Below are 16,814 nucleotides of genomic sequence, written 5' to 3' on the forward strand. Positions count from 1 at the left end.
CCCGGCAATGAAGTTCAAAGTGGAATGTTCAAAATCAAAAGTTTCTGGCTGATTCCTGACAGTTCCGGGTCATTAGCCCCGGCTTTGCCATACTGCAAGCAAGAGCCAAAGGCAGGCTGATTGCTGAAAGCTGATAGCCAAAAGCCAACTGCCAATAGTCGGGAACTTTCTACTTTGTACTTTTTACTTTGAACTTTATCGTGATTTATTTCACAAATGACGAGCGTCAATTTTTAAGCGCTCCTGTGTTGCTACTTTTGCGCCCATTCAATAATAATATATGACTTCGAAGAATAAATGGCTAATGGCATTAGCCGGAATGACACTTCAATTATCTATCGGCTCTATTTATGCCTATAGTGTATGGATAAAACCGATAGAACTGTTGAACGGATGGGATGCCCATCAGCTGAAATTTGCTTTTAGCCTCGCAATTTGTTTCCTGGGCCTTACAGCAGCATTCATGGGAAAATTCGTGCACAGGGTTGGCCCTAAGAAGGCAGGGCTTCTGGGTGCGCTGTTTTTTGGAATCGGCTTAGCCGGAGCAGGCTTGGCAAACTCAATCGGATCGTTGCCCATGTTCTATCTCTTTTATGGGGTGATCAGCGGCATCGGGCTTGGTTTCGGATACATCACACCGGTTTCTGTCGTCGTGCAGTGGTTTCCCGATAAGCCCGGATTTGCCTCCGGCCTGGTTATTATGTCTTTTGCAGCCGGTTCAATTCTGGCCTCCCAGATCATTTCTCCTATTACAGCGAGCCTCGGGGTTCCGGGAACTTTCTATGCTCTGGCTGCAACCTACGCACTCCTTATGGCCCTTGCATCGCTTTACCTGGCAGTTCCGGCTGTTTCTACAGGTTACGTAGACGATCATGCCGGAGGAGCCGATGTTTCCGTATCCGAACTCTTAAAAGATGTGAGGTTTTACGGGCTCTGGCTGATGCTGTTCTTTAACACCACCTGCGGAATTGCATTAATCGCGGTTGCCGCACCCATGGCAAAACAGGTGATCCACATCAGCGAAGCCGGAGCAATCGTGTTTGTAGGCATCATTGGATTGTTCAACGGTTTAGGGCGGCTCATCTGGTCAAGCGTTTCAGATAAGATCGGCCGCTGGAGTACCTTCATGTGCTTTTATATTATAGGTACTATTTGCTTCCTTCTGCTTACTCAAACCACGAACGCCTTTATGTTCCAGGCGGCCGTTTTCATTATCATCAGCTGCTATGGCGGCGCTTTTGCAACTATCCCCGCTTTCATCAAAGATATCTATGGCGCAGACAAAATGGGATCTGTTCTGGGCTACGTCTTAATAGCATGGTCTGCGGCTGCGTTTACCGGCCCCTGGCTGATCACATTGAGTGATAATTATTCGATGATTTTCTATCTTTTTGCAGGAATACTAGCCTTTACAGCTATAATGGCTTTTTCTTTGAAAGGCAGACTGGCAAAGGGACACTAGGTAAAAATACGTATACAAAACAGAAACAGTAAAACAAACATTTGTGGCAGAAGTTATTTAACTTAACAGCAATGGAATTTACTCGTTTCTGACAAATGCGAATAATTCAATAATCAGAGAAAATCAATTAAAACAATGCAACAAACAAAGTTTTTTGTTTAAAATGTCCAAATCACACCAATTTATGATAACGGTCACATTTATCCGTTTAAACATTCTCTAACTTTGTTGCATTCAAAAGAATTAATACAAAATTCAGTTAACATGAAAACAGATGTCACAGCAGTTCCGTTCGAATCAGGAGAGTGGAATAAAACAATCGATGTGTATGACTTTGTTGTAAAAAACATCAAGCCTTATACCGGAGATTCTTCCTTTTTAGCAGGCCCCTCAGCAAAAACCACAAGTCTTTGGGATGCATGTAAAGCAGAGCTTTTAAAGGAAAGAGCTAACAATGGGTGCCTAGCGGTAGACACTGAAACAATATCTACAATGACAGCCTTTCAACCAGGCTATATAAAGAAAGAAGACGAAGTAATTGTAGGACTTCAAACAGACCAGTTGCTGAAAAGATCAATGAAGCCTTTCGGAGGTATCAAACTCGTTGAATCTGCTCTTAAAGAACGTGGTCTTAAGCCTTCTGACAGGGTTATCGACATTTTCAATTATGCAAAGAACCACAATGACGGAGTATTCAGTGCTTATGATTCTGAAATCCGCGCATTCCGTTCAAAACACATATTGACAGGCTTGCCTGATAACTACGCACGTGGCCGTATCATCGGCGACTTCCGTCGTTTAGCACTTTACGGTGCAGATCAGCTGATCAAATTCAAGAAAGCAGATTTCGAAAAAGTTGGCGGAGAGATGACCGAACATAAAGTTCGTCTTCGTGAAGAGATCTCTATCCAGATCGGCGCCCTTAAAGACATGATCAAGATGGCTGCTGACTATGGTTACGATGTAAGCCGTCCTGCAGCAAACGCACTTGAAGCAGTTCAGTGGGTTTATTTCGCATACCTTGCCGCAGTAAAGGAACAAGACGGAGCAGCGATGTCTTTAGGTAACGTTTCTTCTTTCCTTGATATCTATATTGAAAGAGATCTTGCAGCAGGAATTATCACAGAAGAAGAAGCACAGGAAATGGTCGACCAGTTCGTGATGAAATTACGGATGGTGCGTCACCTGCGTCCCGGCTCTTATGATGAGATTTTCGGTGGCGATCCAACCTGGGTAACTGAGTCAATCGGTGGTATCCTCCATGACGGACGTACTAAAGTGACCAAAACTTCATTCCGTTTCCTTCAGACCCTTTATAATTTAGGTGCTTCACCAGAACCAAACTTAACAGTACTCTGGTCTGAACAACTTCCTGAAGGATTCAAGAAATTCTGTGCTCAGGCATCTATCGATACTTCTTCTATCCAGTACGAAAACGACGACCTGATGCGTCCGAACCGTGGATCAGACGACTATGGTATCGCTTGCTGTGTGTCTTACCAGCCGATTGGTAAAGCTATTCAGCACTTCGGTGCCCGTGCTAACCTGCCAAAAGCATTATTAATTGCTTTAAACGGCGGACGCGAAGAACATGACGGAGTACAGGTAATTAACAACATTCCTCAGCTTCCTGCAGGACCTCTTGATTACGACATGGTATTTGACCTGTTCAAACGCACCATGAGCGAACTCGCAAGGGTATATGCAAAAGCCATGTTTGTTATCCACTACATGCATGATAAATACTATTACGAAAGAGCACAGATGTCCCTGATCGATTCAGATCCACATGTAGACATCGCTTACGGTGCTGCTGGCATCTCTATCATTGCAGACTCTCTTTCAGCAATTAAGTATGCTAAAGTAACTCCTGTTCTGAACGAAAAAGGATTAACTGTAGACTTCACCATCGACGGAGACTTCCCTAAATATGGTAATGATGACGACAGGGCAGACAAGATCGCTCAGGAAGTAACTCACTACTTCATCAACGAGTTACGCAAGCACAAAGCGTATAAGGATGCAACTCCTACTCTTTCACTGCTTACCATTACTTCAAACGTAATGTACGGAAGCAACACAGGAGCAACACCTGACGGACGTAAAGCAGGAGAATCTTTTGCTCCCGGCGCAAATCCAATGCACGGACGCGATGCCAGCGGCGCTATTGCTTCTCTGAACTCCGTAGCAAAATTAAGCTACAGCGATGCCCAGGATGGTATATCCAACACCTTCTCTATGATCCCTAAATCATTAGGAGACACCAGAGAAGAGCAGGTAAACAACCTGGTAAATACCATGAACGGATACTTCAAACGCATGGCGCACCACCTGAATGTAAACGTGTTAAACCGCGAAACGTTAATGGATGCTTACAATCATCCTGAAAACTATCCGCAGCTTACAATCCGCGTATCAGGTTATGCAGTGAATTTCGTACGCCTTTCACGTGCACACCAGCTTGAAGTGATCGCCCGTACATTCCACGATCATATGTAATAAATAAGCCACTTATTTCATTTTCATAAATTCAAAAGCCAGGTTCTGTAAAACGGCCTGGCTTTTGTTTATCTACCTTTTTTTAATATTATTACAATATGTATTTCCCATTACAGGATATTGAAGCAGCAAAATTAAACATAGATGATCCGGAACACCTGAGGATTCATTCCCTGGAAACGTTCGGTACTCACGACGGCCCCGGAATAAGAATGGTTATCTTTGTGCAGGGATGCCAGTTCAGGTGCCTTTATTGCCAGAACCCCGACACTCTTGATGTCAGGGGCGGTACCATGGTTGAACTTAGAGAGCTCGTAAACCGCGCAATACGCCAGAAAAGCTATTTCGGTGACACCGGCGGCGTAACCGTCTCCGGCGGAGAGCCCTTACTCCAGCGAAGCAAACTTCTGACACTGTTCAAAATGCTTCACGAAGAAGGAATTAATACCTGCCTGGATACCAATGGTCGCCTCAATAACGCTCAGGTGCACGACCTACTGGAACACACAGACCTGCTCCTCCTCGATGTAAAGCACATCAACGACGATATCCATCATAAGCTTACCGGATTGACCAACAGGGCCACTCTCGAACTCGCCGCCTACCGCGAATCCACCGGCAAAAGAATGTGGCTCCGCTACGTCCTCGTCCCCGGCTGGACCGACCAGGAACAATACCTCGAAGAATGGGCACAGCACTTCTCAGACTACAAAACGGTAGAACGTGTCGAAATCATCCCCTTCCATCAGCTCGGCCAGCACAAGTGGAAACTGATGAACATGGAATATCCCCTGAAAGACACTCCCACTCCATCTGAAGAGATCAGGCAAATGGCTTTAGGGATCTTTAATAAGCATTTTGATAATGTGATATTGAAGTAAGGTTATGGCATTTCGTTCAAGTAAACGAACAAAAAACTTCACTATCTGCAGCAGTGAAGTTTTTTTGTACAAGAAAAATCATCCTCCCCGAACAGCAGCAAAAGCTATTTTACCTTTCTAAAAAAAGCTAAGAGAATTAAAAGCAAAACAACAGCAGATGTAATAGTACAAATCCGTTTATAAAACTTCACTTCCTGTCTCGAAGCCTCTAGAGCAAGCTGCATTTTTCTAGTCCTTAAGACATTTATTTCATTTCTAAGGACTAAAGAAGAACTATTTTCAATTGAAAGCCCATTCAGTTTATCCATCTTATTAACTTCTTGTCCCGGGGCGGGCGGAGGAGGGAGCTTTAAATCGACCAGGAAAGACTTTAGCGAATGGTTGAAACTCCTGCTTAGAGAGCATTCACTAACCGTTATTCTTTCACTTTCCTTATTTGCATATATCAACCACGTTTCTCCTGACGACATAGCCGGAGTACAAGCTCGCTCTAAATCAATCTTAAAAGTATGCCTAAAATTCCCCTTAAAGATTTCAACAACCTTAATAAAAACGATTCCAGAGGAGACTTTCGTTATCTCTCCCAAAAAAATCAGTTCCGATTGTTTGTAATCCCTTTCAAAAGCATCATCATAATTTATGTCTCTGCAATCACAGCCCATGGAAACACTTCCCGTAAAAAGGAAAGAGAAAACAAGTATTTGAATCGATTTTATAACAATGCTAGTACGCACACTACATTCTAAACTCGCTTCCATGATATTCCATCCTTTACTTGTATAATACTTTTAAATCCGGAGGTAGGCTAGTTAACAATTTCCGAAGCTGATTCTTTTTAGCGCTGAACAGATGTCTGGTAAGATAAAAGATAAATGGGGCTCCCCCTTCTCCCACTACATTACATCGTATGTAATTGAAACTTAAATCCCGTTGTGCCAATTCTATTTCTATTGCATGCAGATCATCATGTAAATGAGTGTCTCATTTCTGTACATTAACTTAAAGCAATCTGAAGTAACTTCAATTACAGCATTCAGATAAGGGAAACGCATAAGCATCACACCAATCACAATATCTAATAAAGTCAGCCTAAACCAGCTCTCTGACATAGATCCAAAAGCAAGAACAAAATTAACGAAACAAAACCAAGAGAAGCGTTTATAACATCAATCTTATACCTTTTCTCGTTGTTCAAAAACACATTAACCTTCAAGACCACAACAACGCTTTTATTCATTCAACGCTCGATTACAACCTATTTATAACGTACCTCTACGTCCGGAGGCAAACAGTACCGCAACTTCTTAAATTGACTCCTTGTTCTGCTGAATAAATGTCTGGCAATATAAAAGCGCAATAGAGCCCCCCTTCTCCTACAACAATGTACCTTACGTAAATGAACTCTAAATCTTGTTTTGCAAATTCAAATTCTACTCAAGTTACGTCTTCTCAATGAATGAGTAATTTATCTTTATACTTCAACATAAGGAAGTCGGGAGCGATCTCTATTTTCGCATTCAGGTAAAACAGGAAATAGATAAGTAATACCCCTGCTATCGCACTTGCCAGATTTATCCAGAACAGACTCTCTGATATAGAAGCAATGAAGAGCAATATTACAACTGAAACGAGCCCAGGCAAAGAATTAACAGTTTTAATCCTATCAAATTGGCTCTTATCTAAAACAACGTTAACATTCAAAATCATAATTGTCACTCCAAGTCTATCCACATATCAAATGGTTTAATATTAACGTAGACACACCCTTCTTTCGCTTCCTTACAATTCCCTTGGATCCCCGATAACCTAAGCTACATTCACTATTCTCAACCTTATACTCCAGATTATTATTAAAGACGATATTACCTTTTAATTTTAATTAAAGATGTGAATACCATTACAAGTAGTACAATTGCTATTAAATACACATTACTAAGCTTCCCTATAACGTCAAGGTAGTTAATAAATAATATAGCCGCTATACCCATTATAATAAGTATTAATATTTTTAACCACATATTAGTTACTCGTCTCCTTAGCATGTTTTGAAATTTAAAAAGAGGGAATCTGTCCATAGATTTGAATTACCACAAACAAAGATATGGTCACTCAATTTAACGAGCTCACAGATTCCCAGTGGAAAGTTATATCGCCGCTGTTAGATATGCAAAGGAAACGTAAAAATTCGTTGCGAAAAGTATTAGACAGGCAACGCCATCGTTGTGTTGCTCTGATAGTCAAAGTATTAAAATAGCCTTTATGATCTTTGAAGCCAAAGGAGTGGATGGCAACAAGAAGATCAACGGCCGCAAGCGGCAGATTATGGTAGATACTCAGGGTCTGGGCTGTATTTATTCATGCGGCCAATCTCTCCGACAGCGTCATGGGATGTCACCTGTTATCAAAAGCAAAAGGGCATATGCACAGGCTGAAAAGATCCTGGTGGACGCAGGATACCGGGGACTGTTTACAGAACTGGCTTCAGAATACTTACAGGTAACGACAGAAATCAGCTCCAGACCACCCACCCAAAAGGGCTTTGTTCCGGTAGCTAAACGATGGGTAAATGAGCGCACTTTTGCTTGGTTCAATTTCTTCCGACGGCTCTCAAAAGACTATCAACATTCTCAAGATGTGCTGAATCCATGGTCCTTTTGGCCAATTGCGCTATCGCTCCCAACATAACAAATTAACAGTCAGCGATTTAAAATCAAAACATACTCTAAGCGAGCTCGATGCTTTTATCAAAGCCAATCATCATTTGCCGGAGACCCCTTCTGCAGCCAAAATGCAGGATCAGGGAGTGGGTCCGGGAGAATTGAACACACGCTTACTTCAAAAGATCGAGGAGCTGACGCTTTATCTAATTGAGAAGGATAGGACCGACCAGATACAAAAGGCCGACCTGGAGGCTCTCAGAAAACAAGGTGAAATCCTGAAGCAGAGGATACATGAACTGGAACAAAAGATAAAGCAATAAATAGACACAAAGTAAGGGGCTGTAATTGGCCTGTCATTGGCACCCGGGGCAGATTGAAAGATCATTCTTTCAGGAAATCAGCGGCTCTCACGATCAAAACATCGCAAAACGATAAGGTCGTTAAGCTAAACTGAAGGGTATTATTCATCAGCCCTTTCAACATCTGATAAATAATACCCTCATTTTGAATTAATTATACCCAGAATTCTGAGTATATACCCCACTTTTTGCTTCCAGCTCCGACAACGGTATCGGATAAATAAGAGAATTTACACTAAAGTTCTTTATGACCTTATTGACATCCTCTTTAGCAATCCATGCTTTCATTACTGATTCAGCCAGACCGCTTCGCACAAGATCATGCCAGCGCTTCCCTTCTCCTCCAAATTCTTTCCGGCGCTCTTCCATCAACTGGCTTAAGTTAACATTACTGAGATCGGACAGCCCTGCTCTTTTCCGGATTTTATTCACGATACGGTCAACCTCCGCCTGGTCCTGTTTTAGCTGAAGAAGGCATTCCGCTTTCAGCAATAAGGCATCCGTGTAGCTAATAACAATATAGTTGATAGGCCAGTCTTCCCGGTTTGTCGGTGCCTTGCTCACATCAATATATTTCTTCCAGAACGCCCTGTCATCCTGAGTGCCCTGATAAACGTATCCGTGCTGAACGCTAAATGCATCACGAAGGTCTCCCGCTCCATATGAAGCCAGCAAATCCTTTGATAAAGGACGCACCTCAAGTGTACCCTGCGAAATAAGGCCTAAAGACAGAAACCAGTTGTTAGCGGCTAACATCACGGGAAACCAACCGCCAACAATCGGAGAAGCACCGGTACTATACTGGATATCGAAAATGACCTCTTTGTTATTTTCATTATTGTAAGCATAAATAGAAGAATAACTATCGAGAAACCCGTATGAAGAGTCTCCGGTCACTTCATTCAATAGAGCGAGTGCTTTATCCCACTCATTGCTGCCTGTACCGGGCCCCTCAATTCCATAAGTTGCACCAGATTTAGTCATGTAAACAAGTGCAAGTAACGCACGGGCAGCAGCCTTATTAACCCTTCCAACCTGTAAACCTTTCACCGGAAGATTCTGGATGGCATACTGAAGATCAGAAATAATCAAGTCATACACCTGAGATGCCGGAGCCCTGTCAAGTTTTGCAGCCTCCGCTGCCGAGATCAGCCGGTCGACAACCGGAACCTTTCCAAACCACCTTACCAGGTCCAGGTAGAAGAACGCCCGAAGAAAACGAGCTTCAGCCTCAAGATTTTTTTGCAGCGTTTCATCATGCAGAACAGCACTTCCGTTCCTGGCCAGCTGGTCAAGTAAAGTATTAGCATACGTAATCCCTGAATAATTAGCAGACCAGGCCTCGTCTACAAAAGTATTCGCACTAATTGTCGTCTGAAAATTATTAATAGGATCCCAGTCCCGAACACCTTCCGTTGAAGCAGCCCATAAATTATCTGACCTCGTTTCTGAAAGATTCAATTGCCTGTTTGGATAAGCCCTTAAGCTGGAATAAACCGCATAGACACCTTGAGTGAAATCAGAAGGTATTTTATAAAAAGTCGACGTCGTTGCATCAGAAACAGGCGTTTGATTAAGTTCCTTTTCGCAGGAAGACAGAATAACTACCAGGGAGAAAAAGGCTGCCAAAAATTTATATTTTGATTTCATAACAGTAAGATTAGAATGAGAAATTAACACCAAACACTAAAGACTTAGGCAACGGAAGACCGCCGTAATCGCCTGCTTCAGGATAATTATCATTACTTCCAAGGTTAGTATTATTAGCCTCAGGATTAAACCCGCCGTCATACTTGTCTGTCCCAAAGAAGTTCTCCGCAGTAATATAGAGGCGCGCACCCGAAACTCTTTTCGATTTTATCACATTCCCCAGATTATACCCTAATGTAATGTTACGAACTCTGACATAATCGGAAGCATACAACCAGTCAGTGTTCTTTATAAAACCGAAAGAAGAGCCCGCACGGCCAGTCATACCATCACCCGGATCTTCAGGAGATCTCCATCTGTCCCGGTTATGCCCAAGCACATTTTCCTTATATCCCATCGAAGTCCGGTCGATAGCGCGCCCCAGTAAAGAATATATAGAACCACCCCATTGGCCTTGAACCAGAACACTAAGATCAAAGGCCTTATACCTGAATGAATTGGTGATACCCCATGTATAGCTGGGGTTAGGTTTGCCCGCATACACTCTGTCATTTTGGTCAATCACTTTATCTCCGTTTGCATCGAAATATTTGGGATCCCCTACTCCCTGGTTCCCATAGAGCGCAGCTCCGCTATTAATATCATCCTGCGTTAGTATACCTGTCTGTTTAATCACATGCAGGCTATATAAGGGCTCTCCTACTTTTAATATGCTGTGAGAGATATCAAACGTTGAGGGAACAAACATCTCTGATTGTCCGGAGCTGAGCTCAATGAGCTTGTTGCTGTTGTGACTAATGTTGCCGGAAGTTATCCACTGGAAATTGCCTGTAAGATTGCGGGTCGTCAGCTCTAACTCCCAACCCGTATTCTTTACTTTTCCTGAGTTACCAAGAAGCGTAGAAAAACCAGTGATCCGTGAAACAGGAACATATAGAAGAAGCTTACTGTTCTCCTTATTGTAAAAGTCAAAAGAACCGGTAATTCTGTTTGCGAAAAAACCAAAATCTAAACCTGCATCAAATGTTCTGGATTCTTCCCAGGTAAGATCCGGATTAAACAACTTATTGGGAGCTTGTCCGGTTACAGAGGCACCGCCAATCGAATAAACATATTTAGCCATTGTTGCCACCGCCCCATAGTCTGGAATTCCGTAATTTCCGGAGATCCCCCAGCTTCCCCTCAACTTCAGGTCACTAAGCCAGTCTGTGACTTTGTTATCCTTCAAAAAGCTCTCTTCAATGACCCTCCAGCCCACCGAAGCAGATGGAAATGTTCCCCATTTCGTATTCTCACCAAACCTGGATGATCCGTCTCTGCGGACACTTGCCGATAACAGGTATTTACTTCCCCATGCATATTGAACACGTCCAAAGTAAGAAAGAAGTACGTTCTTCGACCCTGTTGTATTTCCGGTAACAGCATTTGCCCAGTTGAGCGTCTGAATCACGCTGTTACCATAACCATCCCTTGATGACATAGAAGCGTTGGTAATTTCATCCGAATTATAAGAAAAACCAGCAACCGCAGATACGTCATGCACCTTATTAAACTGCCGTGCAAAGGCCAGTGTATTTTCATTGACAAAAGTTTGTTTCCTGAAAGTATTATAAGTACCACTGGTGAGAGTCAGACCTTTCGAGTTCCTGTTGTTCAGGTCACTGGCAATGGTATACGGAATATAACGATTGAAAGTATAATCTGTATTATCAAGGTTAAGAGTACTTTTCAGACTAAGTCCTCTTAAAATTTCATATTCCCCATACAAAGTGGATAAAGTCCTGAACACTTTATTTTGCGCAGTTGTCTGTTCTATTTTTGCTTTAGGACTTACCGTCGAAACACTCCAGGTATAAGATGTGTTGCTTCCGGAATTGGGATACAGCCCTGAAGATGCTTCCTGAACGGGTGTCATCGAAATCATTTGATGAAGGATATTGTCCTTTCCTTCTATACCAGGGTCATTCCCAATTGAGTAAGTTGGCGAAATATTCAAGCCGAATTTCAGTTTACTGCTTGCTGTTACATCAACATTGGCGCGGGCTGAATACGCCTTATAGTCCATTCCCATCACCATGCCGTCCTGATCAGTATAATTTCCAGCGATATAGTATTTAACCGACTCAGTACCACCATTAGCAGATAACTGATAATTTTGCACCATTCCTTTCCTGAAAAGCTCATTCTGCCAGTCGACAAGTTGTAAGCCCGGATACCCTGGCTGATCCCATCTATCATCATACATGAGATCAGCATTTACATTTCCTGCAGCCAAGCCTAAAATCTGACGTCTTTGTTCATTTGTCTGGCTGGCAGATCTTCCCGTTCCGGACGCTTCCCACTTTCTATTAATGATTTCTTTTGCCCTTTCTATCCATTCTTCTCCGCTCAATAAATCAAGCTTCTTACTTCTTTCATTATATCCTGCATAAGAATTAAAGTTAATTACAGGCTTACCCGTCTTACCTTTTTTGGTTGTAATAATTACAACGCCATTTGCCGCCCGGGACCCATAAATGGCAGCCGAAGAAGCATCTTTAAGAACCTGCACAGATTCGATATCGTTAGGGTTAATATTGTCGAGCGGATTACCCGTCGAGTAATTACCAGATCCATTGGGTTTAGCCTGAGCAAGAGGGAATCCGTCAATTACATACAATGGCTCGTTTCCGGCACCAATCGAACCCGCTCCTCTCACCTGGACACTCATCCCTTTTCCCGGCACACCATTGGTTTGCTTAACAGCTACACCTGCAATTTGCCCTACCATCGCCTGATCTACCCGTCCTACAGGCCTCTCATTTAGCTTTTCAGCATTGAAAGTAGCAACGGCACCGGTAACATTGCTTTTCTTCTGGGTTCCATAGCCTATCACCACCACTTCGTCCAGCTGTTGATTGTCTTCCTTAAGAACAACTCTCATTGTCGTTAAATTGCCGACAGGAATCTCCTGTTTTGTAAATCCAAGAAACGTAAAAACGAGTACCTGTCCCTTCGAAGCACGAATCGTGAATACTCCGTTCGGATCTGTTGAAGCACTTGTCTTTTGCCCCTTTATCATCACTGAAACACCAGGCAGGGGCTGATTATCGGTTGCCGAAATTACGGTACCCTTAATTATCTGTTGCGCAAAGGCAGAAAAGCCCGCCCCCCCAAAAGATGCCATCACCAAAACGAAGCAAATTGCCCGTCTTCCGACAGAAAATAAAAATTTCTGAAAATTCATAATTGGCCAGATTTTAGTTTATAATACAGTTCAGGTTAGCCCTATAGCTAACATCCGGCCTAACATCAAAATATTTTTCCCTTTCGGCAACCTGTAGTATCCTGCCTCTATCCCCCTGCTTTAAGCAAACACAACGCTACATACTTATTTCGCAAACACGAATAACCTGTTCAATTCAGGCCCCAACTCACCTCTGCAGCGTCACACTCATCAACCCCACCACCACATCATTCGCCAGCGTCTTAAGTCTCAGCTCCCTCAGTTCTTTTGAAGGATTGAGCGGCAGATCAAAAACAGTAGCAGCGCCTCCGTCAATAGCACGGTTTGTAAATCCTTTGATCGTAGTGTAATTGATATTGTTCCGTCCGGCAGTTCCATGTTTCAGGTAGACCCTGTAAGGCATTGGAGCGTCAGTCGTGAAAGCATATCCATCGACATAGTAATCCTGCTCAACAGGCCACCAGCTTTCAGGATTTCGCAGAACGAGGCGGTCAAATGTATTGTCTGTATAATAAACCAGGATCTCACCATTGTCCAGGCGGCTTTGCATAGGATTGGTAGATCCGGCCAGCATAAAGTAGGCATGAGACGACTTACCGGTAAGCGGAACTGAAACAGAATCCGGATAATTATCCCATTTCGAGGTGAAGATCACATTATTAACGAGCGCCTTTCCCGGCGTTCCGAGAGGAATGCCGTTTGGCAGCACGATCTGATCCTTCCCAAAAGCCATTCTTCGCAGTCCCGAGTCATCAATGACAGGCTGTACCAGTGGGTAGCACCAGTTACCGATACCCTGCCAGGGAAGCTGAAGCGTAGGAGCGGAAGGACGCGGAGACAGGTACTTGTTTTGAAATATGGAAGTTACCTTATCGTTATAATACGGCTGAAGGTCTACCTTCTGCCAGTAAGCACCACCTGTCCTGGCATTCCAGTTGATGATATTCGCCTCTGCAATCTCCCCGTGGCGGTATTCGATCTTTACCTTATTGGTACCCGTCAGCACATAGGACGCTGGAATCACATACTCCTTCGTCTCCCCCTTGTACACATCAAGGTTCTGGAAATAATCTTTTACCCCCTCGTTCACCCTTACAAAGCCCCGTTTCGCGATCCCTTCGTTATTCGTGACCGAAAACCTTAGCCCTGCGCCTGTCTGCTCAGGAAAGGAAATCTCCAGTTCCGGCTTAATATCAACAGGTACAGGCACCCACCAGGAGAAATCCCTCTGCTTTACTTTAACGAAGATGGTCGCCTGATCTGTTCCTGTCAGGCGGTCGGCATTCAGGCTGGTCACGTCCACAATCCTGACACCGGATAGTACTTTCTGCGGGTCGTAATAATCTTCCACACGCGCGAGTGTAAAAGCAATGTTAAAGGGTGCTCCGGCAATTGCCTTCCTGACCTTTGGCTGGTCGGGAAGGATTCCTTCCCACAAAATCTCAATCGTATATTGCTTACCCTTGGGTGCGGTTATTTCAAGTACAGGTGCCCCTGTCGCAGCCGGGTAACTCCTCCAGGTTGCAGGCTGGCCGTTCAAACTTACAGAGCGCACAGCAACGGAGCGCGCCGGCAGCAGGAACCTCACATGCATCGTCTTCTTAAACGACTGGCTGACCGTATAGATATCTTTATCCCCGTCCCGTTTATAATCAAATGCTACATCCGGAATTTTCAGGGAAGCATGCCCCCAGGAAGACGGAAGTCCCGGCTGTATAGTAAGTGTGTCAGACAAAGCATCAGGCCTGATACCATATAACCCTTCAACCAGGCTCCTGGCAGCCACCCCGATCGGATCGCCAAAATCACGGTACAGCTCACCTCTTTGTGCATCATAGAAAGACAGCTGTTCAAAACCTCCGGGACTTGAACTCAGATACATACTTTCAAGAAGACTGCTTTTCCATAACCTGAAAGCGTCATCCGGCCGCGAGGATTGCCAGTAAGCCAAAGACGTATGAAGCATCTCTGCCAGGGCTACATTATTGACTGACCACGTATACGGTTGCCAGCTGGTGGTGGAAAGAGAATACAATCCAGTTTCCTCCAGTCCCTTTGCTTTAACAGGGATGTGAGGGATCTTCGTATCGATATACCGGGTGGCCTGGTAAGCCTGAAAAGGATCCGGCACCTTCGAATCCACTGCATGGTAGACAGTCCAGAGCCCAGCATAAGGATGCACCATCTTATTTCCAAGAAGATCTTTATATTCCGCATACCAGCCCCTGCCAGGCAGCCACAAGTTCGACTGAATGGCTTTTAATATTTTTTTTGCTTCCTGCTGAAAAGGAGCAGGGTTCTCCCCTATCAATCCGGCGATCTTTGCAGCAAGAAGGTTCGCCCGGTAGTTATAGGCAGACGAATGGGTCACGCCTCCTCCACTGTACTGCAGAGCATCACTCGCCCAGATAGCACAGTAGGCATCATAAAGTCCATCCCCGTCAGCGTCGAAATTTCGTTTTTCCCAATCCAGGTGGCGTTTGATGACCGGCCAGATTTCCTTTGCAAAACCCAGATCGCCAGTCCACTGCAGGTGCGACAGAAGCTGATCGATATACACCAGGTTCATGTCATAATGATGAGGCTTCGTATTATCATTCGGGTTCCTCGATATATATCCGCTGCTGAAAATCGCCGTTCCCATCTTCTCAAGCTGCCGCGCCATGTGCAGGGATGTATCCGGCACCACCGGCCCCCTGTCCGGCGATGTTACCTGCGACTTTGCATAACTGCTGAAATGCTGGCGCGCGCGGTCATGCCAGCCCAATGGATCAGCCACGTAGGGACCTCTCCAGGCAGGAAGACGCATCCGCCATGCAACAGCTCCATGTAAAAAGGAAGGTTCCTCCCAGATCCCGTCCGCAGCGATGGCTAAAGCACCTCCAAGAGTATTGATATAAGGATCCGGGGTGCTGATCTTCACACGCTGCACAAGCGCCTGACGGGCGTGTTCTGCCTTATCAAACAAACTGTGAAGTTTCGAATAAGACGCACCCTTTGCACCCTGTGAATTCCTGACAAGAAAATATAAGCCCTTACCCTGCCTGACGGGCAGACGCCCGCATACAAGGGGCATTGCTCCCGGCATCGAGGTATACAAGGCAAGCGGTGAGGTCTGCTTCTCCGAATTAGACAATTTCAACTTCATTCCGGAAGGAAACACTCCATCCATCTTGCGCGCAGAACCAACCGGCCCAAAACTCAGATTAAACCGGTTCTTTTTCAGTGAATAAATATTTCCCAGGCAATTAGACGGATTCAGATCAAAGGACGACTCAGGGTCCGCACCAATGTCTCCATCCCGGCTGAATTTTTTACCTGTCACCCCGCCGTACGCAGCAAATATCTCTACTCCACTGACCTGGCCTGTAAAACTCGCTTTTATGACAACACCCTCACCTTCCGAAAGCGCCAGTACAGCCAAATGCAGCACGCCACTACCTAACAAAGGATCTTTAATATCATAAAGCATCGATCCCGGCCTGTACCGCGTCCTGATCTCCTGAGCCTCCGTAATCCATTTACTCGCATTCCCCCTGATGAGCCCTAGTTTCAGATTACCTCCCATACCCGGCAGATAAAGCGCAAACTCAGGCAGATCACCTGTCTCCACCCTGAAAGCCGTATTAGTTCCATACAGAGCCCTGTTAAAGCGCTTCTTCCCGTTCACCAGCAGGAAATCTTCCCCATCCGGCTTATAATGCACTTCCCGTTCCGTCCCGTGCCAAACTGCATTCGCAGCAGTTTGCTGTCCAAAAACATTACCGGTTATCAGCAAATAAGCCGCCGAAACTATCAGCAACCGGCTATCAGCAATCAGCTTCCTGTATATTTTGTAACTCATTCTTTCAGCATTAAATTAGATATTTGGCTGTTGGCTATTGGCTGTCAGCAATCGGCCTTCAGCTATCAGTTCCTTGTATGGCTTTTATTTAGCTGTCAGCAAGTCCAGCCATCATCACCAACCGGTCTTCCGCTATCAACTTCCATGCATATCTTTATTCATGTCCTCACCACTCCTCCGAACTCAGCTTCCTTATGATATTCCAACCACCCACTTCAGCACTCCCCTTCTCC

General features: G+C 44.5%; 10 protein-coding genes. 5 read left to right on the plus strand and 5 right to left on the minus strand.

Annotated features, from left to right (window positions below):
• The first annotated feature begins 280 nt into the window (after nucleotides 1-280).
• The 3 genes from DDR33_RS19190 (at nucleotide 281) to pflA (ending at nucleotide 4,842) form a co-directional block, all read left to right on the plus strand.
• Nucleotides 281-1,462 carry an L-lactate MFS transporter gene (locus DDR33_RS19190; protein WP_109417423.1) on the plus strand — a complete coding sequence of 394 codons (1,182 nt, stop codon included), beginning with the start codon at nucleotides 281-283 and terminating at the stop codon, nucleotides 1,460-1,462.
• 264 nt (nucleotides 1,463-1,726) lie between these two features.
• Complete coding sequence (pflB, locus tag DDR33_RS19195) at nucleotides 1,727-3,961, plus strand: formate C-acetyltransferase (protein ID WP_109417424.1); 2,235 nt, start codon at nucleotides 1,727-1,729, stop codon at nucleotides 3,959-3,961.
• Between the two features lie 98 nt (nucleotides 3,962-4,059).
• Nucleotides 4,060-4,842, plus strand: coding sequence for a pyruvate formate-lyase-activating protein (gene pflA / locus DDR33_RS19200; protein ID WP_109417425.1), 783 nt, complete (start codon nucleotides 4,060-4,062; stop codon nucleotides 4,840-4,842).
• A 104-nt stretch (nucleotides 4,843-4,946) separates the two neighbouring features.
• Here pflA and DDR33_RS19205 read toward each other — a convergent pair whose 3' ends face one another.
• Nucleotides 4,947-5,600, minus strand: a complete 654-nt coding sequence (locus DDR33_RS19205; protein ID WP_109417426.1) for a hypothetical protein — start codon at nucleotides 5,598-5,600, stop codon at nucleotides 4,947-4,949.
• Nucleotides 5,601-6,291: 691 nt separating this feature from the next.
• On the minus strand, nucleotides 6,292-6,483 hold the full coding sequence (locus DDR33_RS19210; RefSeq protein WP_146198812.1) for a hypothetical protein: 192 nt from the start codon (nucleotides 6,481-6,483) through the stop codon (nucleotides 6,292-6,294).
• Nucleotides 6,484-7,062: 579 nt separating this feature from the next.
• On the opposite strand from DDR33_RS19210, the gene DDR33_RS19220 reads away from it, so the two are divergent.
• Together DDR33_RS19220 and DDR33_RS19225 are read left to right on the plus strand one after the other, a co-directional pair.
• Nucleotides 7,063-7,527, plus strand: coding sequence for a transposase (locus tag DDR33_RS19220; protein WP_394341126.1), 465 nt, complete (start codon nucleotides 7,063-7,065; stop codon nucleotides 7,525-7,527).
• Nucleotides 7,528-7,603: 76 nt separating this feature from the next.
• Nucleotides 7,604-7,822: a hypothetical protein gene (locus tag DDR33_RS19225; protein WP_146198813.1), complete on the plus strand. Its 219-nt coding sequence runs from the start codon at nucleotides 7,604-7,606 to the stop codon at nucleotides 7,820-7,822.
• Between the two features lie 189 nt (nucleotides 7,823-8,011).
• On the opposite strand, the gene DDR33_RS19230 is transcribed toward DDR33_RS19225, so the two are convergent.
• The 3 genes from DDR33_RS19230 to DDR33_RS19240 form a co-directional block, all read right to left on the minus strand.
• A complete protein-coding gene (locus DDR33_RS19230) occupies nucleotides 8,012-9,511 on the minus strand; it encodes a RagB/SusD family nutrient uptake outer membrane protein (protein ID WP_109417431.1) in 1,500 nt (499 codons plus the stop codon).
• Nucleotides 9,512-9,521: 10 nt separating this feature from the next.
• Nucleotides 9,522-12,737 carry a SusC/RagA family TonB-linked outer membrane protein gene (locus DDR33_RS19235; RefSeq protein ID WP_109417432.1) on the minus strand — a complete coding sequence of 1,072 codons (3,216 nt, stop codon included), beginning with the start codon at nucleotides 12,735-12,737 and terminating at the stop codon, nucleotides 9,522-9,524.
• 187 nt (nucleotides 12,738-12,924) lie between these two features.
• Nucleotides 12,925-16,581, minus strand: a complete 3,657-nt coding sequence (locus tag DDR33_RS19240; protein ID WP_109417433.1) for a DUF4450 domain-containing protein — start codon at nucleotides 16,579-16,581, stop codon at nucleotides 12,925-12,927.
• Between the last annotated feature and the right edge of the window lie 233 nt (nucleotides 16,582-16,814).

The organism is Pararcticibacter amylolyticus (genome assembly GCF_003130405.1).
Taxonomy (GTDB): domain Bacteria; phylum Bacteroidota; class Bacteroidia; order Sphingobacteriales; family Sphingobacteriaceae; genus Arcticibacter; species Arcticibacter amylolyticus.